This is a genomic window from Rahnella sp. PAMC25559, assembly GCF_050632365.1.
GTDB lineage: Bacteria > Pseudomonadota > Gammaproteobacteria > Enterobacterales > Enterobacteriaceae > Rahnella > Rahnella rivi.
Window position 1 is genome coordinate 208,576 of sequence record NZ_CP192543.1, and the last position, 24,879, is coordinate 233,454.

A 24,879-nucleotide genomic window follows, 5' to 3' on the forward strand; every position below is an offset into this window, starting at 1 on the left:
AGCGGGGCATGGCCCTGCGCAGAGCCGCCCTGGTGGGCCGCGGCACAATAAACGCCCCTAACGTTATTGTTGGCGATATCACCCGACCGACACGAACCCAAATACTCTGAAGTGTGGATACCGTCTTATGGAGCAAAACCCGCAGTCACAGCTTAAGCTACTTGTCACCCGTGGTAAGGAGCAAGGCTATCTGACCTTTGCTGAGGTCAATGACCATCTGCCGGAAGATATCGTCGACTCCGATCAGATCGAAGACATCATCCAGATGATTAACGACATGGGCATCCAGGTTCTTGAAGAAGCGCCGGACGCCGATGATTTGATGCTGGCCGAAAACCGCCCTGATACCGATGAAGATGCTGCAGAAGCCGCGGCACAGGTACTTTCAAGCGTTGAATCCGAAATTGGTCGTACTACCGATCCTGTGCGTATGTACATGCGCGAAATGGGTACCGTTGAACTTCTGACCCGTGAAGGCGAAATCGACATCGCTAAACGTATCGAAGACGGTATCAATCAGGTGCAGTGCTCCGTTGCTGAATACCCTGAAGCTATCACCTATTTGTTAGAACAATATGACCGTGTGGAAGCAGGTGAAGCTCGTCTGTCTGATCTGATCACCGGTTTTGTTGATCCTAACGCTGAAGAAGAAATCGCGCCGACCGCCACTCACGTGGGTTCTGAACTGACGACCGAAGAGCAGAACGACAACGACGACGATGAAGAAGATGACGACGATGCTGAAGACGACAACAGCATCGATCCTGAACTGGCGCGCCAGAAGTTCACCGATCTGCGTGAGCAACACGAAGCGACCCGTGCCGTTATCAAGAAAAATGGCCGTAACCACAAAAGCGCTGCTGAAGAAATTCTGAAGCTGTCCGATGTGTTTAAACAGTTCCGTCTTGTGCCTAAACAGTTCGATTTCCTGGTCAACAGCATGCGTTCCATGATGGATCGCGTCCGTACTCAGGAACGTCTGATCATGAAGGTGTGCGTTGAACAGTGCAAAATGCCGAAGAAAAACTTCGTCAATCTGTTCGCCGGTAACGAAACCAGCGATACCTGGTTTGATGCGGCTCTGGCAATGGGTAAACCATGGTCTGAGAAGCTGAAAGAAGTCACCGAAGACGTGCAGCGCGGCCTGATGAAACTGCGTCAGATCGAAGAAGAAACGGGCCTGACGATTGAACAGGTCAAAGACATTAACCGTCGCATGTCGATCGGCGAAGCGAAAGCCCGTCGCGCCAAGAAAGAGATGGTTGAAGCAAACTTACGTCTGGTTATTTCTATCGCGAAGAAATATACCAACCGTGGTCTGCAGTTCCTTGATCTGATTCAGGAAGGTAACATCGGCCTGATGAAAGCCGTTGATAAGTTTGAATATCGCCGAGGTTATAAGTTCTCAACTTATGCGACCTGGTGGATCCGTCAGGCTATCACCCGCTCCATCGCCGACCAGGCGCGTACCATCCGTATCCCGGTGCATATGATTGAGACGATCAATAAACTCAACCGTATCTCCCGCCAGATGCTGCAAGAGATGGGCCGTGAGCCAACGCCGGAAGAACTGGCTGAACGTATGCTGATGCCGGAAGACAAAATCCGCAAAGTGCTGAAAATTGCGAAAGAGCCAATTTCCATGGAAACGCCAATCGGCGACGATGAAGATTCGCATCTGGGTGATTTCATCGAGGATACCACCCTCGAGCTGCCACTGGATTCTGCCACGTCTGAAAGCCTGCGTTCTGCAACGCACGACGTACTGGCTGGCCTGACCGCACGTGAAGCGAAAGTTCTGCGTATGCGTTTCGGTATCGATATGAACACTGACCACACGCTTGAAGAAGTGGGCAAACAGTTCGACGTAACCCGTGAGCGTATCCGTCAGATCGAAGCGAAAGCGTTGCGTAAACTGCGCCACCCAAGCCGCTCTGAAGTGCTGCGCAGCTTCCTGGACGACTAGTCGTCCTCAGGCTGACAGCCATTAAAAAGCCCCGCCCTTCTCTGGAAGTGGCGGGGCTTTTTTATTCTGTCTATCTGACGTCTCAGGCGTTCAGTGCGTCATACAATTCTTTGTAAGACGCGACCAGGCTGTCGAGTGTCGCACGATTCAGCCCGCTGGGATTAGGCAGTACCCAGACCTCTGTGTCACCGATTTTCAGAGCCTGACGCCCCCAGTTCACCTTGCTGATACCAAACGCTTTACTGAAAGCCTGCTTGCCCAGCACCGCCAGCGCCTGCGGCTGATAGCGTTCAATCTTCTCTGTCAGTGCCGCCCCGCCTTCCCGCAGCTCATCGCGCACCAGTTCAGTCGCTTCCACTGTAGGGCGCTCTACCAGCATGGTGATACCACAGCCGGTATCCAGCAGATGCTGCTCTTCTTCAGGTTTAAGAAGACGCTCAGTAAACCCGGCCTGATGGATAACTTTCCAGAAGCGGTTATTGGCATTAGCAAAATGATAACCGTGGTGCGCTGTCGACAGACCAGGATTGATACCGCAAAAAACCACGGTCAGATCCTTATCAATAATATCAGTAATCATAATCTTGCCCTGAAACGTATTTGCAGTGATTATCGATAAAATAGTTAACGATCACAATATGCTGCAACTGCGCACAAAACGCGCATACACACCGAACACATATAGACCTCTGAGCAAAGTTTACCGTATAATCCCGCACCTCGGCCCTTTAGCTCAGTTGGTTAGAGCACGCGACTCATAATCGCTTGGTCGCTGGTTCAAGTCCAGCAAGGGCCACCAAATTTTAGCTTTAAAATCATATAATTAAGCCACCATTTGCACGGTGGCTTTTTTGTTTCGAACAACTGATGTCCCCTTTTCGTCCCCCCAGCAGACAAACTGTTCATGGGAACGAAGCATTCAATGGCCATGTCTTTCAATGCGAGTGGGTAAAAAATGTCACTTGAGCAAATTTTTAAAGTAATTTTAAGCATCACCACAGTAAGAAGGGCAATTGCTGGCCTCATGGTTGTTTGTGGGATTGCCCTATCACTCCATTTTATAGAACCTAGACTCAAAACATTCATTCCTGCACCTGCCGAAACCTCCTTTTTGCTTTCGTTTCTCGCCGGTTCATTTGCAGGTTATCTATTTTATTCTGCTTTGCTCAAAGGCTATCTTTATATTCTTGACTGTAATAGGAGAAATGAAGAAAAACGCCAAGAAAACATTCGCGATGCGAATGAAAAAGAGGAAAAAGCACGTAAAACTCATGATAGCCTGTCTAGATTCAAAAGCACTTACACCCATTTGAATGAATTAGAAATAGACACTATTCGCTTATTGACACAAAAAGATGGGCACTCTTTAAGAACGGATGACTACACATTAAAACAATTGATTAGGAATCATTGGGTTTGGAGAGTTTCGGAGCTATCCGCAACTAGAGGGGTCTTTAAGCTTCAAGGTTATATTGCGCAATACGTAATCGAGCAATGGGATGCAGAGATTCAAGAAAATGTTAATAAATTTTACATACTTGAGAATCCCCTAAAAGATTTGTTTTTAACCTTACTGCAAAAGGACAGTAACAGTACTGCCTTTGAGTATAATTATTATGGTTTCTATGAACATAAAAGCGACTTCCCCAAAATTTTCATATTCAAACTAGATAGACATGGTGGACAAATAATCTTTGAACCGCGTTACAAGGAAGCACTCGAAAAAAAATACTCTCAAGAATTCTCAGTTCAACTTTCTGTAAGATTTGTTTAACCTTCTGAAGAATTTCACAACCTATGTTCGTAATCAAAAACGCTGAAAACCCGTGTAGTCTCGGTTGGGCAGATCTTTTCAAATCTAGAAAAATCTGCTCAAAATATGTTGTCTGATTAACCTTCCCCCTTGGCCATAAAACAAATCACCGCGCAGTACACTTTCAACGAACGCATAAACCCCTAATTTGCGGCTTTTTCTCTGCTGCCTTTGAATTAATTTAACTGTATATAATCACAGCATACCAATTTCACAGATTTCAGTTTTGCAAAATGTCCTTAAATCTCTTACAGGTCTCGCCGCGTCTGGCCTCTCTGCATTTCTACGGCTCACGGATTTGATCTTCCTAACGATCCACTAATCTGACAAAAAGCAGATATAATCCTTTTGTTTCAATAATCTTTGATTTTTCCTCGATCCTTTGGAGATCCAGAAAACTGAAATTTACTGAAATTCTTTTCATTCTTTTCAGTTTGGGAATGACGGGATAAGCCCAGGTGCGGCGCAGGCTGGTATTGTGGTTTGTAGAATTTTAAAAATGAAAAAAATTACCAACTCAAAAAGCGCAGGCGGGTGCGGTTTAGTGCAATTTCCGTCATGTCTTGCTTAGTTCCTTGTTGTGCACAGCTCAATACTCAATTAGTTATAATTTTTCTGGCGGTAATAAAAATGCCCAAAATTTATAAAATATATTTTTATAAAAAACATCAAGCCATTCTACTCCGTTACATGTTTTTATTACCACACACTTGATTATGAATTAATAATGCATTGCTCATATTTAATTATTGTTAAATTTAACTAATTTATAGCATAACGTGTTAGAGAGTTAATCGTCCCATGATATGGGTTGCTTCACTAAGTCACTAAGTCACTAAGTCACTAAGTCACTATTTTTCAAAGCATGCTCTCCATCACATTATAAATATGGGTTAAGGATAATAGTCTAAGCTTCAATTTAACAACTAACACAGGATGTTTCATGGAAAGGTATGCTAATAAAGGCGGGGATTCTGGAATACTTGCATTTGAGATCACGGCAACCTCAATTACCGTAGAGTTTAAAGATCATTCCTTATATCTTTATGATAATAACAACCCTGGTAGTGCTATTGTTGAGAGAATGAAAGCTCTAGCAAAATCTGGGCAAGGTTTGAACAGTTACATCAGTACTACCGTTAAGAAAAATTTCGCTGAGAAACTTAGATAATTTAATAAAATATCCATGTGAGTAATAAAGCTAGGTGCTATGCACCTAGCTTTCATCAACACATCAAACTGTAATTTCCACACAGATCCGCTTACAGCACGCCCTGCGCCAGCATCGCATCCGCCACTTTGACAAAGCCCGCGATATTTGCGCCACGCACATACTGCGTCTGCCGGCCTTCGCCGCCGTACTCGACGCACGACTGATGAATATCCAGCATGATGTGACGTAAACGCGCATCCACTTCTTCGGCTTTCCAGCTCAGACGCGCGGCGTTCTGTGCCATCTCCAGCCCGGACGTCGCCACGCCGCCGGCGTTCGCCGCTTTGCCCGGCGCGAACAACACGCCCGCGTCGGTGAACAAGTCGGTCGCTTCAATGGTGGTCGGCATGTTCGCGCCTTCGGCTACCGCTTTCACGCCATTGGCAATCAGCACGCGTGCCGCTGCGGCATCCAGTTCATTTTGCGTGGCGCATGGCAGCGCGATATCCACCGGCACATTCCACGGTTGCTGGCCTTCGAGATACGTCAGCCCGAGTTTTTGTGCGTAATCGGCTACGCGTCCATCGCGGCTGGCTTTGATTTCCGTCAGCAGCGCCAATTTTTCAGGGGTGAAACCGGCTTCATCGACCACGGTGCCGTTGGAATCGGATGCGGTGATCACCCGCGCACCCAGTGACATGGCTTTTTCAATCGCATATTGCGCGACGTTACCGGAACCGGATACCGCTACGCGCATGCCTTCAAAATCCAGCCCGTGGCGTTTAAGCATCGATTCAGTGAAATAAATCAGGCCGTAACCGGTGGCTTCCGGGCGGATCAGACTGCCACCGAACGATAAGCCTTTGCCGGTGAACACGCTGGCCGTATTGTTGGAGAGCTTTTTCATCATCCCCGCCATATACCCGACCTCACGCCCGCCGACGCCGATATCGCCCGCAGGCACATCGGTATCAGGACCAAGATGACGGTACAGCTCCAGCATCAGCGCCTGACAAAAACGCATGATCTCGCCTTCGCTTTTGCCTTTCGGGTTGAAGTCACTGCCGCCCTTCCCGCCGCCCATCGGTAACGTGGTCAGCGCATTTTTGAAAGTCTGTTCAAAGCCGAGGAATTTGAGAATCGATAAATTAACCGACGGGTGGAAACGCATTCCGCCTTTGTACGGGCCGATGGCCGAGCTGAACTGCACGCGCCAGCCACGATTCACCTGCACCTGATTTTTGTCATCCACCCACGCGATGCGAAACTGAATGACACGCTCCGGCTCCACCAGACGCTCCAGTAAAGCCGAACGGCGGTATTGCGGATGTTGTTCGAGGAAAGGCCACAGCGTAGTCATGACTTCGCGTACGGCCTGGGAGAATTCGACCTGATGCGGGTCGCGTTGCTGGACTGAGGATAAGAACTGTTCGAGGGATTGAATCTGATCCATTAATGTAGAACTCCGTCTGTAAGTGATGTTGTCTTTTTTATTTACTGCTTATTTTTTGACTATGCATCGACTGACAAGCGGACTTCAAGCAATTTATTTCCCGATAAAAACCTTACGATTTACGACCTTCCAGTTTTAATAACAATGCCTTGTTATCCAGCCCGCCTGCAAAGCCGGTTAACTTACCGGAAGCGCCAATCACACGGTGGCAAGGCGCCACAATAGAAATGGGGTTGCGGCCATTGGCGGCACCGACGGCGCGAACCGCTTTAGGGCGGCCGATACGCCGGGCAATATCGCTATAGCTGCGCGTCTCGCCAAACGGGATTTCCAGCAACGCCGCCCAGACTTCTTTCTGGAATGCGGTGCCGGTAAAATCGAGCTCCAGCTCAAAACGCGTGCGTTCGCCGGCGAAATATTCGTTCAGCTGTTGCTCGGTTTTTAGCAGGATGGGAAACGCCGGGTCTTCGGTCATCTCACCCAGAGGCACGCGTCCGTCGATTTCACATTCCCACAAAATAGCCGTCAGTTTGTCGCCTTTCGCCGCCAGGGTCAGCAACCCGACCGGTGACGCCATTCGCTTGAATCTGTATTCCATCAGTCCCTTCCTCTGCGAGTTTTACGCCCCACACTTTACCGGAAAGGCAGGAACTGACGAAAATTATTTCAGGCCCAGCTGGGTGCGAAGTTCTGTTTTTGCCGCATCGAATTCCGTTTTGAAATCCGGCTGCTCTTCCATTTTTTGTGCGATCAACGCAGCACCGGTGCGGCTCATGACGGTATCAGAACGGTAATGGAAACCGGCCACCAGACGGTTTTCCGCGTAACCGGCCGCACGGGTAAACAGCGCGTTGCGTTTTTCCGGCACCATTTCGCCCAGCACCGTCGCCATCAGATACCCTACCGTCGAATGGCCGGAAGGCCATGAACCGGATTTGGATTTTTTCAGCAGCGGATGGATTTGTTCATCGAGCATGTACGGGCGCGGGCGGTTGAAGGCTTTCTTGGCGTGGTCGTCCACCACGTCTTCGGTCGCGATAACCCGGTCAAACAGCGCGGCAGTTTTCGGCAGTTTCGCGGCGTCAAAATCCGGCCCCATCACATCGGCAAAACGCCAGACGTTTTCTTCCGCATCGGCAATCGCCGCTTTTTCCTGCTCCGGCGTGCGGGTGGCCTGAATCTCAAGCAATTCTTTCAGTTCCGCTTTGGTCTTTGCAGAATCATCCGCCGGCGGCGCAGGCAGATATTTGGTCAGATCCAGTTCCTGAGCCGTGATAAAGGGTTTGGCTTCGTCAGCAGCCTGAACGGCAAAGGTGGAACCGAGGGTGAAAAGCAGCAGAGCAATGAGGGACTTACGCACGGTGAAACTCCTGATAGTAGTGTGAATATCAGGAGAGTAGAGAAGGAATGTGACGGTTAAATGACAGGCATCAGCCCAGTAATCCCAGTTTGCCGGTCAGCTTGCGGACCCCTTTTTTATTTCCGGCCAGCGCGATCCCCAGCAGTTGCAGGCTTTCTGTCGGCACCGCTGAAACCGCCTCACGAAAGGCTGCGTAGTCAGTGGTTTGCTGCCCTTCGACCGGGAAAATAATGCCGTCCATTTCATCGTCATTGAGCAAATGCTGATGCAGTTGCGTCAGCTGTTCAGCATCGGCCACTAACACGCTGATACCGATCGGGATCAGCCCCGGATGCTCGCGGTTATCGGCATCAATCAGCGGCGCGCCCACCAGCGACGGATGGCGTTGTCCGAGCGTCAGCGCCAGTACTGCTGCGGCATTAGCGGCGTGTCCGGCGGCCAGTTGCTGGTTGATGACGATCACGCAGCGTTCAGGCAGCGAAGGTAAAAGGGTGGCAGGCGTATTCATTATGACAGGCTCCGTTTCAGTTGAAATCTGAGCTTAACCCGTCACTTTTTCTCAATCTGGAAGATTTGTGCACAGACGCCGGTAATGTGCCGGCGTGAGCTGATAGGCGCGGCGAAACCAGCGCCCGAGATGACTTTGATCGGCAAACCCTAAATCGGCTGCGACGGCTGCTGGCGTACGCCCGAGCGCCAGCCCTTCCCGCGCACGGGTCAGTTTCAGCTGAATAAGATAGGCGTGCGGCGGTAAACCGAATTCAGCTTTAAACGCACGGCTGACCACAAAACGGCTTTCACCGGTCGCCGCCGCCAGTTGCTCAAGGCCAATATCTTCATGCAGATGCGCATGCAGATAGTCGCGCGCCAGATGCGCCACGCGGGACCACGGCGCTTCGCCCTGCAAACGCGGCGGCTGCCAGGTGAGATGCCCGCCCAGCGCGCTGAGTAATCCGTCGAGCGCGGTCTGACGCACAATGCGCAGCTCCTTGCCGTGCAGCGCCTGAAACGCCAGCGACGTCGCCTGCGCCAACTGCGGATCCTGCGCTAAGGTATTTTCGAAACTCGGATCACCGGCAGAAGAAAGGGAATCGCGTCGTGCTGCCAGTTCGCGGCTCAGCCATTGCGGATCGAGATATAACATCTGATAAGTAAAACCGCCGGGCTGCACGGCATCGCCATCGTGGATTTCGCCCGGCTCGAGCATAAAGACTTTCCCCGGCAGGCTCTGATGTTTCTGACGACGACAGCTGAACTGCTGCAATCCGTATTGGGTCACGCCGACTAAATAGCTGTCATGCCAGTGAGGATCGTACGCATGGCCTTCGAAATGGGCGTGGATCGTCTCGATCCCGCTGTCTTTATCTTTCGATAAGTCGACCCAGTTTGCAGACGCCATAAATCCCCCGCTGATTGAATTAACAACAGGGTAACAAACAGGTGGGGGAAAGAGAAAGGGAGAGATGTAGCGCCTCTCCTTTCACAGGGGGAGGCGGTTAAAAACTCAGTGCTTCACGCTTTCAATAAAGGTTTTACGGGCGGTTTTTGAACCCAGGCGTTCGGCTTCATCCAGCAGTTTCAGGGCTTTATCGACATCTCCTGCTTTCACCGCTTTCCTGATTGCGTCGTTGAAGTAGGTTTCTGAATCGCTGAGCATTGGCTCAGACGGTTTGGCCGAGGCTGGTGCAGGCGCCGGAGCTTGTGTGCTACCGACAACCACCGGCGCGGCCGCCGCAGGGGCGGAAGACGGGAAGATCTGACCAATCATCACGTTACCGGTTTTCTGCTCGGCGGTGACTTTCAGGCTCAGTGTGCCGGTCGGTGTATGACGGGCAATCGGATCCGGGATATCCGGTACCGCGTTACCCACGCCAGCGGCAAAGGCTTTGGCCGGGTTGACCATCTGCGTGGTCGCTGCCAGATCCTGACGGGTGGTGTACACCAGCAGATAAATTTGTTTCTGACCCAGGGCTGGCGTCAGTTTCAGCGTGCCTTCCAGACGGTCGCTGGAGACGATCCCCGGTTTCTGATACGGGAAATAGCTGGAAGGATAAAAGGCCGCCGGACGCATCTGCTCATCCAGCACCAGAACATTTGGCGCATACAGGGTTTTCCCGGTCGCGATACTGGTCAGCGTGATCTCAAGTGAGCCACGGTCGGCAGGCAATGCGAATGCCCCGACGGCGCCCTGAATTTGCCCCTGATTAATCTGTACGCTGGTCGTCCCGAGCGTCACATCCTGCGTCACTGGCGGCACCAGCGGCGTCCATGAAAGGTTGCGTAAGGTCTGGCTGGAAATCGCCGGAGCGGTATTCGCATCATTTTGCGCAGCATTCACCACCGCAGGGGCAGCAGCCAGCAGGCTCAGCGACAGACACAGTGACAGCAGATTCTTTTTCATTATTGTTTCCTTTGAAATCACCATGAAGGCTGGCGGTCATCAGCGATAATCCGCCAGCCAGCACATCTTCTTTACTGCGATTTTTTTTAAAGCTTACATTGCCATTTTTCCAAACTCTTTCGGGTTGCCGGAAGGCGGCAAGCGTCCAAGTCCCCGGGAGCGTAGACCACTACGTGACCGGGGCGAGGACGCGCAGCCAACGCATCGGCAGCGCGAAGGAGGAAGGAAAAATTTACCACCAGATTTCCATCTGGGCGCCGAATGTCACTTCATCGTCATTACCACGGCTGAAGGTACGGGTGCTGGTGTCGTTCATGGCTAAGCCATTGTTTGAACCGCTGTCGGTGTCGTAGCCCCATTTTTCATCCCAGTTTGCATAGGTTGCAAACACACGGATGGCCGGACGTGACCAGATGCTGTCGCCAGCCTGCCACTGTTGTGCGAGGGTGACTTTGTACTGACCGTTGCGATCGCTGGTACGCTGAGACTTCACGTTGTCGTAACCGACTTCCAGCAAGGTGCTCATGATCGGGGTCCATTTGTACATCGGACGAACACCGACGGTATACCAGGTGGTGCCGTTGTTGTTATCGCGGTCAACATCCTGATACATCGCCACATACATCAGGCTCCAGGTGTCGTTGAAGTCGATAGCACCGTGGTCGAGAACGCGGATCATGCTGCCGTTGTTGTCGATGGCCGCACCGTTAGAGTGGCCGTTCGCTGCGCCCTGGCCCGGATCGGTCATGGAATCAGAGGCGTATTGCAGGACGAATTTGTTGTAGCCGTTATAGATGCTCTGCGTGTGTTCCGCAGTCACCAGGAAGCCGTCTTTGGTGGCATTGTCAGCGAAGGAATAACCGTCACGCGCATTGGCACGACCGTAATCCACACCTAACTCCAGCACGCCGCCCGGGTTAGTTTGCAGGCCTGCCAGACGAACGTCGAACACGTCGTTGGACGTTGGCACTTCGTTGCGCTGATCGGCGATATAGCCGTAGGAGCCGCCGCTTTCGGTGTTACGGGTGGCTGCCAGAGACAGTTTACCGAAGCCCAGATCCACATCTTCCAGACCCGCACCAGGACCTGAAATATCCCAGTAGTAGAAGTCGATCATGTGAACGTCATGACGTTGGTAGAAACGCTTACCGGCCCAGATGGTGGAACCCGGCAGCCATTCGATCAGGTTCTTACCCTTCACGTTGGCTTCGCGGAAAGCCGGATCGGTTGACTCCCAGTCGTTCTGCTGTGATACGGAATACGCCACGTTGGTGTCGAAGTAGAAGCTCTTATCCCCTTCTTTCCAGACTTCCTGGCCGAGTTTTAACTCTGCGTACGTCTCACATTCGTTACCGAGACGATATTTGCTGTCTGCGCCTGTCGCTTTAAAACATTGCTGCTCGCCACCGCTGCCGGTCCAGCCAATACCCGAACGGGCATAACCGGTGAAATCAACCGCCATTGCTTGTGTAGAAAGGATGCCAGCAGCCACTGCCAGCGCCAGGGAAGAACTACGCATTGTGATCATCATTTTCTCCTGTAGGGGATCGCGTGCTTTCAAACACCAGGTTCGGGGTGTAACCGGCGACAGGCTGTTCCGTCTTCGCGGAACAGATGGCAGCGGTGTGGCGGCAAACCGATGGCGAATGTTGCACCTTCTTCTACCAGCACCACGTCGTTCTGGCGGTACACCAGGTTCTGACGAATTGCCGGAATTTGGATGTGGATCTGTGTTTCGTTACCCAGTTGCTCGACGACCTGCACTTCGCCGGAAAGCGTCACTTCAGCGACGTCGCTTGGCAGAAGATGTTCAGGACGGATACCCAGTGACAGGTTGCTGCCGACTTTCACGTCGGTCCCTTCGACGGGCAGCCAGACTTGCTGGCGGTTTGGCAACTCGACCTGCACGCGCGCAGGCTCAGTACCGGTGACTTTCACCGGCAGGAAATTCATTTTTGGGGAGCCGATAAAACCGGCGACAAAACGGTTGGCAGGATAGTGATACAGCTCGAGCGGTTTACCGACCTGCGCGATATGTCCGGCGTCGAGCACCACGATTTTATCGGCCAGCGTCATCGCTTCGACCTGATCGTGAGTCACGTAAATCATGGTGCGTTTCAGGCGCTTATGCAGGCGTGAAATCTCAATACGCATTTGCACACGCAGCGCGGCATCTAAGTTGGAAAGTGGCTCATCGAGCAGGAATACGGTCGGTTCAGCCACCAGCGTACGGCCAATCGCCACGCGCTGACGTTGTCCGCCGGAAAGGGCTTTCGGACGCCGGTCGAGCAGGTGCGCCAGCTGCAACACTTCGGATACCTGATTTACCCGCTGAGTGATCTCCGCTTTTTTCGTCCCGGCCAGCTTCAAGCCGAAAGACATGTTTTCTGCCACCGACAGATGCGGATAAAGCGCATAAGACTGAAACACCATGCCAATGCCGCGTTCGGCAGGGGGCACTTCGTTCATGCGTTTATCGCCAATCTTCAGTTCGCCGGACGTAATGTCTTCCAGACCGGCGATCATGCGCAGGAGGGTTGATTTGCCACAGCCGGACGGCCCGACAAACACCACAAACTCGCCTTCTTCTATTTCCAGATTGATGTCGCTGGAAATCACGGTGTCGCCAAAGGCTTTGTACACGCTGTTAAGGGAAACGCTCGCCATCCTGAACTCCTGTACTTGCTGCCAGCGATGAAACTCAATGCAACGAAGAGTGAAGGAATAGCGGCTAAGCGTAATCATCCGTAACAAAGTTTTTCATGGGGGAGGAGCAGGGAGGATGACGCTTTCGCGCAACCGGATGAAAGTTCACAGCAAAAATCAAATTCGTGATCTGAATGGCAAAAAACGAAGCATATTTTTGAGTGATGAACCACATAACGCCTGAGAGTGTCGGCGGGATCACATTCTGAGAGCCGGGGGCGTAGACGGGGGGATGATGAAGCGCTGCCGGGTTGAATCCACACTGGCGGCGTACCCTGAATTTTCCGTCTAAGACGTTAAAAAAACCGACTACAAAAGGATTGGATTATGACCCTCAGCATTAAGGCTCCTTTCATCAAGAAAGTCGTGAAACACACACTGGCACTCTCGGCGCTGGCTACGCTGGTGCTGTCATCTTCCGCCTTCGCTAAAATAGAAGAAGGGAAGCTGGTCATCTGGATCAACGGTGACAAGGGCTATAACGGCCTGGCGGAAGTCGGTAAGAAATTCGAAAAAGACACCGGCATTAAAGTCACGGTAGAACATCCGGACAAGCTGGAAGAGAAATACCCGCAAGTCGCGGCGACCGGCGGCGGCCCTGACATCATCTTCTGGGCGCATGACCGTTTTGGCGGCTACGCACAGTCCGGCCTGCTGGCTGAAATCAGCCCAGACCAAACCTTCAAAGACAAACTTTTCCCGTTCACCTGGGATGCCGTTACCTTCAACGGCAAGCTGATCGGCTACCCGGTCGCGGTGGAAGCGCTGTCCCTGATTTACAACAAAGACATCATTAAAGAAGCGCCAAAAACCTGGGAAGAGATCCCGGCGCTGGATAAAGAGCTGCGCGCCAAAGGCAAGAGCGCCATCATGTGGAACCTGCAGGAACCGTACTTCACCTGGCCCATCATCGCGGCTGACGGCGGTTATGCGTTCAAGTATGAAAACGGCAAATACAACATCAAAGATACCGGCGTGAATAACGCAGGTTCGCAGGCTGGCCTGCAATTCATCATCGATCTGGTGAAAAACAAACACATCAACGCCGATACCGATTATTCCATCGCCGAAGCTGCCTTCAACAAAGGCCAGACCGCGATGACCATCGACGGCCCGTGGGCGTGGTCAAACCTCGACAAGAGCAAAATCAACTACGGCGTGACGCTCTTGCCAACCTTCCACGGCAAGCCGTCTAAACCGTTCGTCGGCGTGCTGACGGCCGGTATCAACGCCGCCAGTCCGAACAAAGAACTGGCGAAAGAGTTCCTGGAAAACTACCTGATCACCGACGAAGGTCTGGCGGTGGTGAACAAGGACAAACCACTGGGTGCCGTGGCGCTGAAGTCTTATCAGGAACAGCTGGAAAAAGACCCGCGCATTGCCGCCACCATGGCTAACTCGCAGAACGGCGAAATCATGCCGAACATCCCGCAGATGAGCGCCTTCTGGTATGCAGAACGCAGCGCAATCATCAACGCGGTGAATGGCCGTCAGACCGTTCCGCAAGCGCTGAAAGACGTAGAAACACGCATTACCAAGTAATGCCAAAGCATTAGCTCAATGAACGGTGCGCAGCTTCCGGGTTGCGCACCGCCACCACAAGGATTGTCCTTATGCCAGTAGCCAAAAAAAGACCGTTGGGCAATGCGTTCAAGTGGCTGGTCATCGCCCTGCTCGCCTGCTTATCCGGTTATCTGATCGTGCTGATGTATGCGCAGGGCGAAACCCTTTTTGCCATTCTGGCGCTGATTCTCTCCAGTCTCGGCCTGTATATTTATGGCAACCGCCGCGCCTACTCGTGGCGCTACGTCTACCCCGGCCTGGCCGGGATGTCGTTATTTGTGCTGTTCCCGCTGGTTTGCACCATCGCGATTGCCTTCACCAACTACAGCAGCACCAACCAGCTGACCTTTGAGCGCGCGCAGTCGGTGCTGATGGGCCGTGAATTCCAGGGCGGAAAAGCGCTCAATTTCGCGCTCTACCCTGCCGGTGACAAATGGCAGCTGGCACTGACTTTGGCAGATAACAGCGAGACGCTGGTTTCTCCGCCTTTTGCCTTTAACGCCTCCGCGCCGCAAACGCTGGAGATGCTGCCGCAGACCGCCCCTTCCGCTGAAAAAGCCGGGCTGCGGGTGGTGACGCAAAACCGCCTGGCGCTGGGCCAGATTTTGGCGAAATTACCCGATGGAGAAACGCTGCGCATGAGCTCCCTGCGCCAGTTCTCCGGCACGCAGTCGTTGTACAAACGGGGTGAAGATGGGAAAGAGCTGACCAACGTACAAACCGGCACCATTTACCGTCCGAACATGGACACCGGTTTCTATCAGGCAGTGAACGCTCAGGGTGAATGGCAGGCAGAAAAACTCAGCCCCGGCTTTACCGTCGGCATCGGCTGGGGCAACTTCCTGCGCGTATTGCATGACGAAGGGATCCAGAAACCCTTCCTGTCGATTTTCGTCTGGACCGTGGTGTTTGCCCTGCTGACCGTGGTACTGACGGTGGCTGTCGGCATGGTGCTGGCCTGCGTGGTGCAGTGGGAAGAGCTGAAAGGCAAAGCAGCGTACCGCATCCTGCTGATCCTGCCTTACGCCGTTCCCGCGTTCATCTCGATTCTGATTTTCAAAGGGTTATTCAACCAGAGTTTTGGTGAGATCAACCTGATGCTCAGCGCGCTGTTTGGCATCAAACCGGCATGGTTCAGCGACCCGTGGACCGCCAAAAGCATGATCATTATCGTCAACACCTGGCTCGGTTATCCGTACATGATGATCCTGTGTATGGGCCTGCTGAAAGCCATTCCCGACGATCTTTACGAAGCCTCGGCGATGGACGGCGCGACGCCGATGCAGAACTTCTTCCGCATCACACTGCCTTTGCTCATCAAACCGCTGACGCCGCTGATGATTGCCAGCTTTGCCTTTAACTTTAATAACTTCGTGCTGATTCAGTTACTGACCAACGGCGGACCGGACATGCTCGGCACCACCACGCCAGCGGGCCATACCGATTTGCTGGTCAGTTACACCTATCGCATCGCCTTCGAAGGCGGCGGCGGGCAGGACTTCGGGCTGGCGGCGGCGATTGCCACGCTGATCTTCCTGCTGGTCGGTGCGCTGGCTATCGTGAACCTGAAAGCCTCACGCATGAAATTCGACTAAGGAGAAACAGACAATGCCCATGGTTAAACCTAAGTCGCAGAAAGTCAGATTGCTGGTGACGCATCTTTTGCTGCTGTGCTTTCTGGCGCTGATCCTGTTCCCGCTGCTGATGGTGTTCGCCATCTCGCTGCGGCCGGGTAACTTCGCCACCGGCAGCCTGATCCCGGATCAGGTGTCGTGGGATCACTGGAAACTGGCGCTCGGTATCGCCGTCACTAACAGCGACGGCAGCATCACGCCGCCGCCGTTCCCGGTGATGCTGTGGCTGTGGAACTCGATCAAAATCGCCGTGATTACCGCGATCGGGATCGTCGCCCTTTCCACCACCTGCGCCTACGCCTTTGCCCGCATGAAATTCCGCGGTAAAAGTTCGCTGCTCAAGGGAATGTTGATCTTCCAGATGTTCCCGGCGGTGCTGTCGCTGGTGGCGTTATACGCCCTGTTCGACCGCCTCGGCGTGTACGTGCCGTTCCTCGGGCTGAACACCCACGGCGGCGTCATTTTCGCGTACATGGGCGGCATCGCCCTGCACGTCTGGACCATCAAAGGCTATTTCGAAACCATCGACGGCTCGCTGGAAGAAGCCGCCGCGCTGGACGGCGCCACCCCGTGGCAGGCTTTCCGTCTGGTGCTGCTGCCGCTGTCGGTACCGATTCTGGCAGTGGTCTTTATTCTGTCGTTCATCGCGGCCATCACCGAAGTGCCGGTGGCGTCGTTACTGCTGCGTGACGTCAACAGCTACACCCTGGCAGTCGGGATGCAGCAATACCTGAACCCGCAAAACTACCTGTGGGGCGATTTCGCGGCGGCAGCCATATTGTCCGCCATCCCGATTACGGCAGTGTTCCTGATTGCCCAACGCTGGCTGGTCGGCGGCTTAACGGCAGGCGGGGTGAAAGGTTAACGTAAGGCTAATGCGCTTGTTCCACTTGTAAGATTCCCTGTGTCTTGGGCGGCTGAATAAGCCGCCTTTTTTTATGCCTGTGTTTACACATGACAAAATAGTCAGTTCGAAGAGAGGGCAATTCACAACCAGGTGGCTATATGCAAAATGAATGCTTTAACAAACCTGGCAGGCTGAGTGAATTATCTCAGGTGAATAGCGGTTGATGGTTTACATCAGCATCACAGGCCCTCCTTATGATTCATTTACAGCCCGTCAGTCCAAACTGTTGCCCCAAAAAAAAGGGCTCTGCCCGGAGGCAGAACCCTTTTCACGTCCTTACTCAACTTCAGCTCACCGACACTTTCCGGCGGCGTTTATCGAGGTCTTTGATCAGCTTATTCACCTGCTCGTCGGCAAACATTTCTTCGAGCGTGTGGGAAAGCTTACGACGCCAGTTCGGGTATTCGTCGCTGGTACCGGGTACGTTGACCGGTGCGTCCATGTCCAGCCAGTCTTCCGGTTGCAGGCCGAGCAGGGCACAGGCGCTGTCGGCGACGTAGCGTTGCAGGCCACGGTTAAGCACCGGGGTCATCTCCATCAGCGCGGCTTTACGCCCGGTTTTCTTCGGGATGCAGTCGTAATGATGCAGCCCGTCGAGCAGACCCTGACGCGCACGGGCGCGGTCGGCGTACAGCTCTTCTAAAACCGCGTCGTCGCGATACAACCCCAGGGTTTTACCCAGCGCCAGATCATCGCTTTGCCAGTATCCGCGCAGCGTCGGCAGGTCATGTGTGGTGATGGTCGCCATCGCCTGCACCGGATACGACTGCGGCGCGCGGAAGTTGTTTTCCTCATCGCGCTCGAAATACAGCACTTTGTAGGAATAGACGCCGCTTTCACGCAGCTTACTGACGATCTCCACCGGTACCGTGCCCAGATCTTCGCCGATCACCATGCAGCGGTGACGCTGGCTTTCCAGCGCTAAAATCGCCAGCAGATCGTCCACCGGATATTGCACGTACGCGCCTTTATCCGCCGTTTCACCGGCCGGGATCCACCACAGGCGCAGCAACGTCATCACATGATCGATACGCAATGCGCCGCAGCTGGTCATGTTGGAACGCAGCAGATCGATAAACGGCTGATAGCCGCGCCTGACCATCACGTGCGGATCCATCGGCCGCAGATCCCAGTTCTGACCGAGCGGGCCGAGAATATCCGGCGGTGCACCGACCGAGGCTTTCAGGCAATAGAGTTCGCCATCGCCCCAGGTTTCGGATCCGCCTTCGACGACGCCGACCGCCAGATCGCGGTACAACCCCATCGGCATATCCTGCTGCTGGCTGGTGTGATAACAACGGGCGAACTGAGTTTCCGCCAGCCATTGCAGCCACAGATAAAATTCCACATCTTGCGCATGCTGTTCGCAAAATGCCCGCACGGCTGGCCCGCGTGCATTGTGATATTTCTCCGGCCAGCGGTTCCAGCCCAGCGCCACATCGGTTTCTTTCGCCAGATGCTCGTACAGCGCATCAAACGCCGCCTGAAGATACAGACTTTCACCGCCCTGTTTGACGAAGTTCGCCAGGGATTTCACCTGCGGATCCTGCGTTTTCCGGCCAAGAAAATGGGCGTACGCCAGCCGTAAACCTTCCAGTTTCAGCGGCATCACGCCGGCATAATCGACCCAGTCATTGGCGCGGACGGCCTGCAAACGTTGCTGCGTCAGCGGCTGATGCCACCACTGCTGCGCGGCGTCGCTCAGCCTGAAATCGTCCACTGCGCCGACGTCGATATAAATAACGTTCAGCCAGCGGCGTGACGACGGGCTGTACGGGCTGGCCGCCACCGGATTGGCCGGATACAGCGCGTGGATCGGGTTCAGGCCGACAAACGCCCCGCCGCGTTCAGCGACGTTTTTCAGTAAGACGTTAAGATCGCCGAAATCGCCGATACCCCAGTTATTTTCCGAACGCAGCGTATAAAGCTGCACGCAGGCGCCCCACAGTTTTTTACCGGCCAGCAAAGCGTCCGGTTCGTAACAGCGTTTCGGCGCAACAATGACCCGGCAATCCCACTGCTGTGCGTCCTGCGTCAGCGTCAGCTGGTGATAACCGGTGGGAATTTTCCCCGGCAGCGCCAGCGTCATTTTTCCGCTCACGCGCCCGTGAGAAGTGGCTCCGCTTTCCAGGCGCAGCGTCCAGCCGTATTCACCGTCTCCCCCCACCGGCAACGCCAGACGGCTGCCGGTGACGAACACTTTCACCAACGGCACCGGCGTGACTGCCGGGTGGCGTTCTGCCACCCAGCCCATCGCCGATAACAGCTCGCGCTTGGTTTCAGCGGCAATCGCCTGCTGCTTGCCGTGCGCGTTAATAAAACCAGAGGAAATTCCCGCCTCCCTGGCGGCCTGCTCCAGTGCTTTGTTCTCCATGCGGGCTCCTTATCGCTTCGCCTGCCAGATCCGCTGCTGATAATCGCGGATCGAGCGGTCGGAACTGAACATCCCTACGCGGGCTGTGTTGAGAATGGTTTTACGCGTCCATTCCTGCTGATCGCGATACAGGGCATCGATTTTTTGCTGCGCCGCGCAGTAATCCGCGAAATCGGCCAGCACCAGATAAGGATCGCCGCCGCCGAGCAAACTGTCGAGCATCAGGCTGAACGCCTGTTTGTCGCCCTCGCTGAAGAAGCCGTTTTCCAGTTCTTTGAGGATCTTATCCAGATGCTTGTCTTTCTTCCGGATCTTCAGCGGATCGTAGCCTTTTGCCTGCAGTGCTTTGACCTGATCAACGGTATTCCCGAAGATGAAGATATTGTCTTCGCCGACTTCTTCGGCAATCTCGACGTTCGCGCCGTCGAGCGTACCGACGGTCAGTGCGCCGTTCAGCGCCAGCTTCATGTTGCCGGTGCCGGAGGCTTCTTTCCCGGCAGTAGAAATTTGCTCGGAAACATCGGCGGCCGGGATCATCAGTTCAGCCACGGAGACGCGGTAATCCGGGATAAACACCACTTTGATGCGATCACGCACCAGCGGATCGTTATTCACTTTTTCCGCCACTTTATTGATGGCGTAAATGATGTTTTTCGCCAGGTAATAACCCGGTGCCGCTTTCGCGCCGAACAGGAACACACGTGGCACCATGTCCATTTCCGGGTTATCGCGCAGCTGGCGGTACAGCGACAGAATGTGCAGCAGGTTCAGATGCTGACGTTTGTATTCGTGCAGGCGTTTGATCTGCACGTCGAAAATCGCGTCAGGGTTGAGCGTCAGCCCCATGACGTTTTTCACGTAATCCGCCAGTTTGATTTTGTTCTGGCGCTTAATGTCCTGATAACGCTGGCGGAATTTTTTATCGTCGGCAAAACCTTCCAGCCCTTTCAGGGCATCGAGATCGTTCACCCACTCGGTTTTCAGCGTCTCATCAATCAGTGATGACAGCGCCGGATTACACTGTTTCAGCCAGCGGCGCGGCGTGATGCCGTTGGTGACATTGTGGAATTTGTTCGGCCATAGCTGGTGATATTCCGGGAACAGGTCTTTGACCACCAGTTCAGAATGCAGCGCCGCCACGCCGTTCACCGCAAAACCGCTGACCACGCACAGGTTCGCCATGCGCACTTGTTTGTTCTGGTGAACAGACAGTTTTTCCCAGACGGCTTTATCGCCCGGCCACTGTTTTTCGACCACTTTTTTGAAGCGGGCGTTAATGGCTTTGATCAGCGAGAAGTGGCGCGGCAGCAGGCTGCGGACCAGTTTTTCATCCCAGCATTCCAGCGCTTCCGGCATCAGCGTGTGGTTGGTGTAGGCAAAAGTCTGGCTGGTGATCGCCCAGGCGGCGTCCCAGTCCAGCTGGTGTTCGTCGAGCAAAATACGCAGCAGCTCAGGGATGGCGATGGTCGGGTGCGTGTCGTTGAGCTGGATGACTTCGAATTTCGGCAGATCCTGAATTTTGCGCCCCAGGAAATGATGGCGGCGCAGGATGTCGGCGACCGAACAGGCGCACTGGAAATACTGCTGCATCAGGCGCAGGCGTTTACCGGCGTCGTGGTTGTCATTCGGATACAGCACTTTGGTGAGCTTCGCGGCATCAATGCCTTTTTGCTCCGCTTTCAGAAATTCCCCGTCGTTGAACAGGGTCAGATCAAACGGATGTACGTCAGTCGCCTGCCACAAACGCAGCGGCTGGGTGACGCCATTTTTGTAACCGACCACCGGCAGATCCCAGGCTTCACCGCGCAGGGTAAACGCCGGATGCCATTGTTCTTCGCCCTTTTCGTTCTTCGTCAGCTTGCCGCCAAAGGCGACATCAACGGACAGTGAGCTGTTGTGGCTGAACCACGGATAACTTTCCCGGTGCCAGTTGTCCGGCGCTTCCTGTTGTTTGCCTTCGCTGAACGACTGGCGGAATAAACCGTACTGATAATTCAGGCCGTAGCCGGTCGCCGGTTGCCCGACGGTCGCCATTGAATCGAGGAAACAGGCCGCCAGACGGCCTAATCCGCCATTGCCCAGCGCCGGATCGGTTTCCTGCTCCAGCACATCGGCCAGCTCAACGCCCTGCTCTTTCAGCGCCTGTTGCACGGTGTCATACCAGCCGAGGTTGATCAGGTTATTCGCGGTCAGGCGCCCGATCAGGAATTCCATCGAAATATAGTTCACGTGCCGCTGCGGCTGCTTTGTCGCTGCGGGCACCGGCTGCGCACTGAGTTGTTCGGATAACGCGGCACTGGTGGCCTGCCACCACTGATGCGGCGTCATGTCCTGCGCCTGTTGTAAACCGAACCCCTGCCACTGGCGTTTCAGCGCGGCTAAAAACTGCGTTTTATCCAAAGTCACCTGCATCACATGCCTCTTTATCCGGGAATTTGTAGGGAAGTCTGATGTTGATTATCACTATGCTGACGCTTGTGTCGGTGAGCGGCATCATCCCGTCACAGATTAGGCGGGGAGGAGAAACGGGGCGTAGCCGGAGGAGACAGGGGGTCAGGGCGAACGGCGGAAAATTTGTATTAAGAAGTGTGATGCAGAGCAACTTAACGGCATGTAAAGACGTAACATTCTTGCAATCAATGTTTCAAAGGAGGACTTTAGGAAAAGTGATTAATTACACGCTGTGAAATAATTAAGCCGCCCCCAGATTATCGTCAAAAGAATCGAAAAAAATGCTGATCCCGTCAAAACTGAGCCGCCCGGTGCGGCAGCAAAATACTGTGGTTCGCGATCGTCTGCTGACGAAACTCTCGACTGCGCCGAATTATCGTCTGACCCTGGTCGCCAGCCCGGCGGGCTATGGGAAAACGACGCTGGTGGCACACTGGGCGGCGGGTAAAAGCGATCTGGGCTGGTATTCTCTGGATGAAAGCGACAATCAGCCGGAGCGTTTTGCCAGCTACCTGATCGCCGCCGTTCAGCAGGCCTGCGGCGGTCATTGCGTGAAGAGCGAAGCCTTGAGCCAGAAGCATCAGTACGCCAGTTTGTCCGCGTTGTTCGGGCAACTGTTCGTGGAGCTTTCCGACTGGCACCGCCCGCTGTTGCTGGTGATCGACGACTACCATCTGATTTCGAACGATGCCATTCATGAAGGCATGCGCTTTTTCCTGCGCCATCAGCCGGAGAATATGTCGCTGGTGGTGCTCTCGCGTACCCTGCCACCGCTGGGCATCGCGAACCTGCGCGTGCGCGACCAGTTGCTTGAGCTAAACGCTTCCCATCTGGCCTTTACCCATCCCGAAACACAACAATTCTTCGACTGCCGTCTCAGGGATCCGATCGATCAGGCTGACAGCAGCCGTTTGTGTGATGACGTCGCGGGCTGGGCCACCGCGCTGCAACTGATTGCGCTCTCAGCACGCCAGTCCACCACGCCTGCCCAACAGTCAACCCAGCAATCCGCCCGTAAACTTGCCGGGCTGAATGCCAGCCATTTATCCGAGTATCTGGTGGATGAAGTACTGGATCGCGTGGATGCGCCGACGCGTGATTTCCTGCTGCGCTGCTCGCTGCTGCGCTCAATGAATGACGCGCTGATTGTGCGTCTGACCGGCGGAGACAATGGTCAGCAGCGTCTGGAAGAATTAGAGCGCCAGGGATTATTCATCCATCGTATGGATGACACGGGTGAATGGTTTAACTTCCACCCTTTGTTTGCCACCTTCCTGCGTCAGCGCTGCCAGTGGGAACTGGCGGCTGAACTGCCCGCCATTCATCGTGCGGCTGCCGAAGGCTGGCTGGCGCAAGGCTTCCCCGCCGAAGCCATTCATCACGCGCTGGGAGCCGAAGACACCGATATGCTGCGTGATATTCTGCTGCAACACGCCTGGGCGCTGTTCAATCAAAGCGAACTGGCCTTGCTGGAAGAGTGTCTGAACGCGCTGCCGTATGAGCGCCTGATCCAAAATCCCAAGCTGGTCCTGTTGCAGGCCTGGCTGGCACAAAGTCAGCATCGTTATGCCGAAGTGGAAACCCTGCTGGTGCGCGCGGAAAGTGAAATGCAACAGCGCAGCATTGTGATGGAGCAGGACATGACCGCCGAGTTCGACGCCCTGCGCGCGCAGGTGGCGATCAACGATGGCCGTCAGGATGAGGCGGAAAAACTGGCCGCCGATGCCCTGCGTTTCCTGCCGTATGAAAGCTATTACAGCCGCATCGTCGCCACCTCAGTCACCGGTGAGATTCAGCACTGCAAAGGCGATCTCACCCGCGCGCTGCCGCTGATGCAGCAAACTGAACAGATCGCCCGCCGGTACGAAGCTTATCACTACGCGTTATGGGCGCTGCTGCAACAGAGTGAAATCCTGATTGCTCAGGGCTATTTGCAGGCGGCCTATGAAATGCAGGATCGCGCGTTTGAACTGGTGCGCGAGCAACATCTCGAACAGCTACCGATGCATGAATTCCTGCTGCGTCTGCGTTCACAGTTATTGTGGTCGTGGTCGCGGCTTGACGATGCCGAAGAGGCCGCCCGTGAAGGGCTCAACGTGCTGACCAATTTCCAGCCGCAGCAGCAGTTGCAATGTCTGGCGATGCTGGCGAAATGCTCGCTGGCGCGCGGCCAGCTCGACAACGCGCACCACCATTTACAGCGCTGCGAGGCTCTGCTTAAAACCGGTCAGTACCATATTGACTGGCTGACCAACACCGACAAGCCACGGGTGATTTACTGGCAGATGATCGGCGATAAAGCCGCCGCGCGACAATGGCTGCAACAGGCCAGAAAACCGGACATGGCGGACAACCATTTCCAGCAGGGGCAGTGGCGCAATATTGCCCGCGTGCAGATTTTGCTGGAGAAGTTTGATGAAGCCGAAGTGGTGCTGGATGAACTGAATCAGAACGCCCGCCAGCTGCGTCTGACCAGCGATCTGAACCGCAATCTGCTGCTGAGTAATCTGCTGTACTGGCATACCGGGCGCAAAAGCGACGCGCAGAAAGTCCTGATCGAAGCGCTCGGGCTGGCGAACCGCACCGGCTTTGTCAGCCACTTCGTCATCGAAGGCGAAATGATGGCGCAGCAACTTCGTCAGCTGATTCAGCTTAATTTGCTGCCCGAGCTGGAACAGCGCCGCGCCCAGCAAATCCTGCGCGAGATTAACCAGCATCACCGCCACAAGTTTGCGCATTTCGACGAAGGCTTCGTTAATAAGCTGCTGACCCACCCGCAGGTGCCGGAACTCATTCGCACCAGCCCGCTGACCCAGCGCGAGTGGCAGGTACTGGGGCTGATCTATTCCGGTTACAGCAATGATCAGATCGCCGGTGAGCTGGATGTGGCGTCCACCACCATCAAAACGCATATCCGTAACCTGTATCAAAAACTCGGCGTCGCACACCGCCAGGAAGCTGTGCAGCAGGCTCAGCATCTGTTGCAGGTGATGGGCTACGGCGCGTAATTCCTTTACTTCATTCCCGCCTTTAATAACGCACGGCCATGAATCAGCTGTGCGTTATACATAAAATGCATTAGCGAGCATTTTTTGCTC

At 54.1% G+C, this 24,879-nt stretch carries 18 protein-coding genes and 1 tRNA gene; 8 read left to right on the forward strand and 11 right to left on the reverse strand.

The window, feature by feature from the left end; translation table 11 throughout:
* The first annotated feature begins 127 nt into the window (after positions 1–127).
* A complete protein-coding gene (gene rpoD / locus ACQZQY_RS02265; RefSeq protein ID WP_056773019.1) occupies positions 128–1,966 on the forward strand; it encodes an RNA polymerase sigma factor RpoD in 1,839 nt (612 codons plus the stop codon).
* A gap of 82 nt (positions 1,967–2,048) precedes the next feature.
* Here the strand turns inward: rpoD and mug are convergent, their stop codons facing one another.
* Complete coding sequence (mug, locus tag ACQZQY_RS02270) at positions 2,049–2,546, reverse strand: G/U mismatch-specific DNA glycosylase (protein ID WP_431296554.1); 498 nt, start codon at positions 2,544–2,546, stop codon at positions 2,049–2,051.
* Positions 2,547–2,688: 142 nt separating this feature from the next.
* Between mug and ACQZQY_RS02275 the strand changes: the two genes are divergently transcribed.
* From ACQZQY_RS02275 to ACQZQY_RS02285, 3 genes are all read left to right on the forward strand, one after another.
* Positions 2,689–2,765, forward strand: a tRNA-Ile gene (locus ACQZQY_RS02275).
* A 156-nt stretch (positions 2,766–2,921) separates the two neighbouring features.
* Positions 2,922–3,740, forward strand: coding sequence for a hypothetical protein (locus ACQZQY_RS02280; RefSeq protein ID WP_431296555.1), 819 nt, complete (start codon positions 2,922–2,924; stop codon positions 3,738–3,740).
* Between the two features lie 982 nt (positions 3,741–4,722).
* Positions 4,723–4,950 (forward strand): hypothetical protein, encoded by a 228-nt coding sequence (locus ACQZQY_RS02285; protein WP_431296556.1) that lies wholly within the window; start codon positions 4,723–4,725, stop codon positions 4,948–4,950.
* Between the two features lie 91 nt (positions 4,951–5,041).
* On the opposite strand, the gene gdhA is transcribed toward ACQZQY_RS02285, so the two are convergent.
* From gdhA to malK, 8 genes are all read right to left on the reverse strand, one after another.
* Positions 5,042–6,385, reverse strand: a complete 1,344-nt coding sequence (gene gdhA / locus ACQZQY_RS02290) for an NADP-specific glutamate dehydrogenase (RefSeq protein ID WP_056782375.1) — start codon at positions 6,383–6,385, stop codon at positions 5,042–5,044.
* A gap of 112 nt (positions 6,386–6,497) precedes the next feature.
* The gene (locus ACQZQY_RS02295) at positions 6,498–6,983 is read right to left on the reverse strand and encodes a methylated-DNA--[protein]-cysteine S-methyltransferase (protein WP_136377411.1); all 486 of its coding nucleotides are present in this window, start codon (positions 6,981–6,983) and stop codon (positions 6,498–6,500) included.
* Between the two features lie 63 nt (positions 6,984–7,046).
* A complete protein-coding gene (locus ACQZQY_RS02300) occupies positions 7,047–7,745 on the reverse strand; it encodes an acid phosphatase (protein WP_217203681.1) in 699 nt (232 codons plus the stop codon).
* A gap of 70 nt (positions 7,746–7,815) precedes the next feature.
* Positions 7,816–8,253 carry a DUF2000 domain-containing protein gene (locus ACQZQY_RS02305; RefSeq protein WP_056782378.1) on the reverse strand — a complete coding sequence of 146 codons (438 nt, stop codon included), beginning with the start codon at positions 8,251–8,253 and terminating at the stop codon, positions 7,816–7,818.
* 51 nt (positions 8,254–8,304) lie between these two features.
* Positions 8,305–9,144 carry an AraC family ligand binding domain-containing protein gene (locus ACQZQY_RS02310; protein ID WP_431296557.1) on the reverse strand — a complete coding sequence of 280 codons (840 nt, stop codon included), beginning with the start codon at positions 9,142–9,144 and terminating at the stop codon, positions 8,305–8,307.
* Between the two features lie 105 nt (positions 9,145–9,249).
* Positions 9,250–10,146 carry a maltose operon protein MalM gene (gene malM / locus ACQZQY_RS02315; RefSeq protein WP_431296558.1) on the reverse strand — a complete coding sequence of 299 codons (897 nt, stop codon included), beginning with the start codon at positions 10,144–10,146 and terminating at the stop codon, positions 9,250–9,252.
* A gap of 232 nt (positions 10,147–10,378) precedes the next feature.
* On the reverse strand, positions 10,379–11,677 hold the full coding sequence (locus tag ACQZQY_RS02320) for a maltoporin (protein WP_162997873.1): 1,299 nt from the start codon (positions 11,675–11,677) through the stop codon (positions 10,379–10,381).
* A gap of 26 nt (positions 11,678–11,703) precedes the next feature.
* Positions 11,704–12,813 (reverse strand): maltose/maltodextrin ABC transporter ATP-binding protein MalK, encoded by a 1,110-nt coding sequence (gene malK / locus ACQZQY_RS02325; protein ID WP_056782382.1) that lies wholly within the window; start codon positions 12,811–12,813, stop codon positions 11,704–11,706.
* Positions 12,814–13,179: 366 nt separating this feature from the next.
* On the opposite strand from malK, the gene malE reads away from it, so the two are divergent.
* The 3 genes from malE (at position 13,180) to malG (ending at position 16,914) form a co-directional block, all read left to right on the forward strand.
* A complete protein-coding gene (gene malE, locus ACQZQY_RS02330) occupies positions 13,180–14,394 on the forward strand; it encodes a maltose/maltodextrin ABC transporter substrate-binding protein MalE (protein WP_056782383.1) in 1,215 nt (404 codons plus the stop codon).
* 71 nt (positions 14,395–14,465) lie between these two features.
* Complete coding sequence (gene malF / locus ACQZQY_RS02335; RefSeq protein ID WP_431296559.1) at positions 14,466–16,010, forward strand: maltose ABC transporter permease MalF; 1,545 nt, start codon at positions 14,466–14,468, stop codon at positions 16,008–16,010.
* 13 nt (positions 16,011–16,023) lie between these two features.
* Positions 16,024–16,914 carry a maltose ABC transporter permease MalG gene (malG, locus tag ACQZQY_RS02340; RefSeq protein ID WP_056782385.1) on the forward strand — a complete coding sequence of 297 codons (891 nt, stop codon included), beginning with the start codon at positions 16,024–16,026 and terminating at the stop codon, positions 16,912–16,914.
* Between the two features lie 328 nt (positions 16,915–17,242).
* Here malG and malQ read toward each other — a convergent pair whose 3' ends face one another.
* Positions 17,243–19,330: a 4-alpha-glucanotransferase gene (gene malQ / locus ACQZQY_RS02345; RefSeq protein WP_056782386.1), complete on the reverse strand. Its 2,088-nt coding sequence runs from the start codon at positions 19,328–19,330 to the stop codon at positions 17,243–17,245.
* Positions 19,331–19,339: 9 nt separating this feature from the next.
* Complete coding sequence (gene malP, locus ACQZQY_RS02350; RefSeq protein WP_390973311.1) at positions 19,340–21,742, reverse strand: maltodextrin phosphorylase; 2,403 nt, start codon at positions 21,740–21,742, stop codon at positions 19,340–19,342.
* A gap of 320 nt (positions 21,743–22,062) precedes the next feature.
* Here malP and malT point away from each other — a divergent pair, with 320 nt between their 5' ends.
* Positions 22,063–24,789: an HTH-type transcriptional regulator MalT gene (gene malT / locus ACQZQY_RS02355; RefSeq protein WP_056782388.1), complete on the forward strand. Its 2,727-nt coding sequence runs from the start codon at positions 22,063–22,065 to the stop codon at positions 24,787–24,789.
* Positions 24,790–24,879 lie beyond the last annotated feature (90 nt).

Bases quoted from the DNA above. Each gene is read 5' to 3' on its own strand.
- malK (WP_056782382.1), bottom strand. From the start codon at position 12,813: ATGGCGAGCGTTTCCCTTAACAGCGTGTACAAAGCCTTTGGCGACACC.
- mug (WP_431296554.1), bottom strand. From the start codon at position 2,546: ATGATTACTGATATTATTGATAAGGATCTGACCGTGGTTTTTTGCGGT.
- rpoD (WP_056773019.1), top strand. From the start codon at position 128: ATGGAGCAAAACCCGCAGTCACAGCTTAAGCTACTTGTCACCCGTGGT.
- ACQZQY_RS02320 (WP_162997873.1), bottom strand. From the start codon at position 11,677: ATGATGATCACAATGCGTAGTTCTTCCCTGGCGCTGGCAGTGGCTGCT.
- malF (WP_431296559.1), top strand. From the start codon at position 14,466: ATGCCAGTAGCCAAAAAAAGACCGTTGGGCAATGCGTTCAAGTGGCTG.
- malP (WP_390973311.1), bottom strand. From the start codon at position 21,742: ATGCAGGTGACTTTGGATAAAACGCAGTTTTTAGCCGCGCTGAAACGC.
- ACQZQY_RS02285 (WP_431296556.1), top strand. From the start codon at position 4,723: ATGGAAAGGTATGCTAATAAAGGCGGGGATTCTGGAATACTTGCATTT.
- malG (WP_056782385.1), top strand. From the start codon at position 16,024: ATGCCCATGGTTAAACCTAAGTCGCAGAAAGTCAGATTGCTGGTGACG.
- malM (WP_431296558.1), bottom strand. From the start codon at position 10,146: ATGAAAAAGAATCTGCTGTCACTGTGTCTGTCGCTGAGCCTGCTGGCT.
- ACQZQY_RS02280 (WP_431296555.1), top strand. From the start codon at position 2,922: ATGTCACTTGAGCAAATTTTTAAAGTAATTTTAAGCATCACCACAGTA.
- malE (WP_056782383.1), top strand. From the start codon at position 13,180: ATGACCCTCAGCATTAAGGCTCCTTTCATCAAGAAAGTCGTGAAACAC.
- malT (WP_056782388.1), top strand. From the start codon at position 22,063: ATGCTGATCCCGTCAAAACTGAGCCGCCCGGTGCGGCAGCAAAATACT.
- ACQZQY_RS02310 (WP_431296557.1), bottom strand. From the start codon at position 9,144: ATGGCGTCTGCAAACTGGGTCGACTTATCGAAAGATAAAGACAGCGGG.
- ACQZQY_RS02295 (WP_136377411.1), bottom strand. From the start codon at position 6,983: ATGGAATACAGATTCAAGCGAATGGCGTCACCGGTCGGGTTGCTGACC.
- ACQZQY_RS02305 (WP_056782378.1), bottom strand. From the start codon at position 8,253: ATGAATACGCCTGCCACCCTTTTACCTTCGCTGCCTGAACGCTGCGTG.
- malQ (WP_056782386.1), bottom strand. From the start codon at position 19,330: ATGGAGAACAAAGCACTGGAGCAGGCCGCCAGGGAGGCGGGAATTTCC.
- gdhA (WP_056782375.1), bottom strand. From the start codon at position 6,385: ATGGATCAGATTCAATCCCTCGAACAGTTCTTATCCTCAGTCCAGCAA.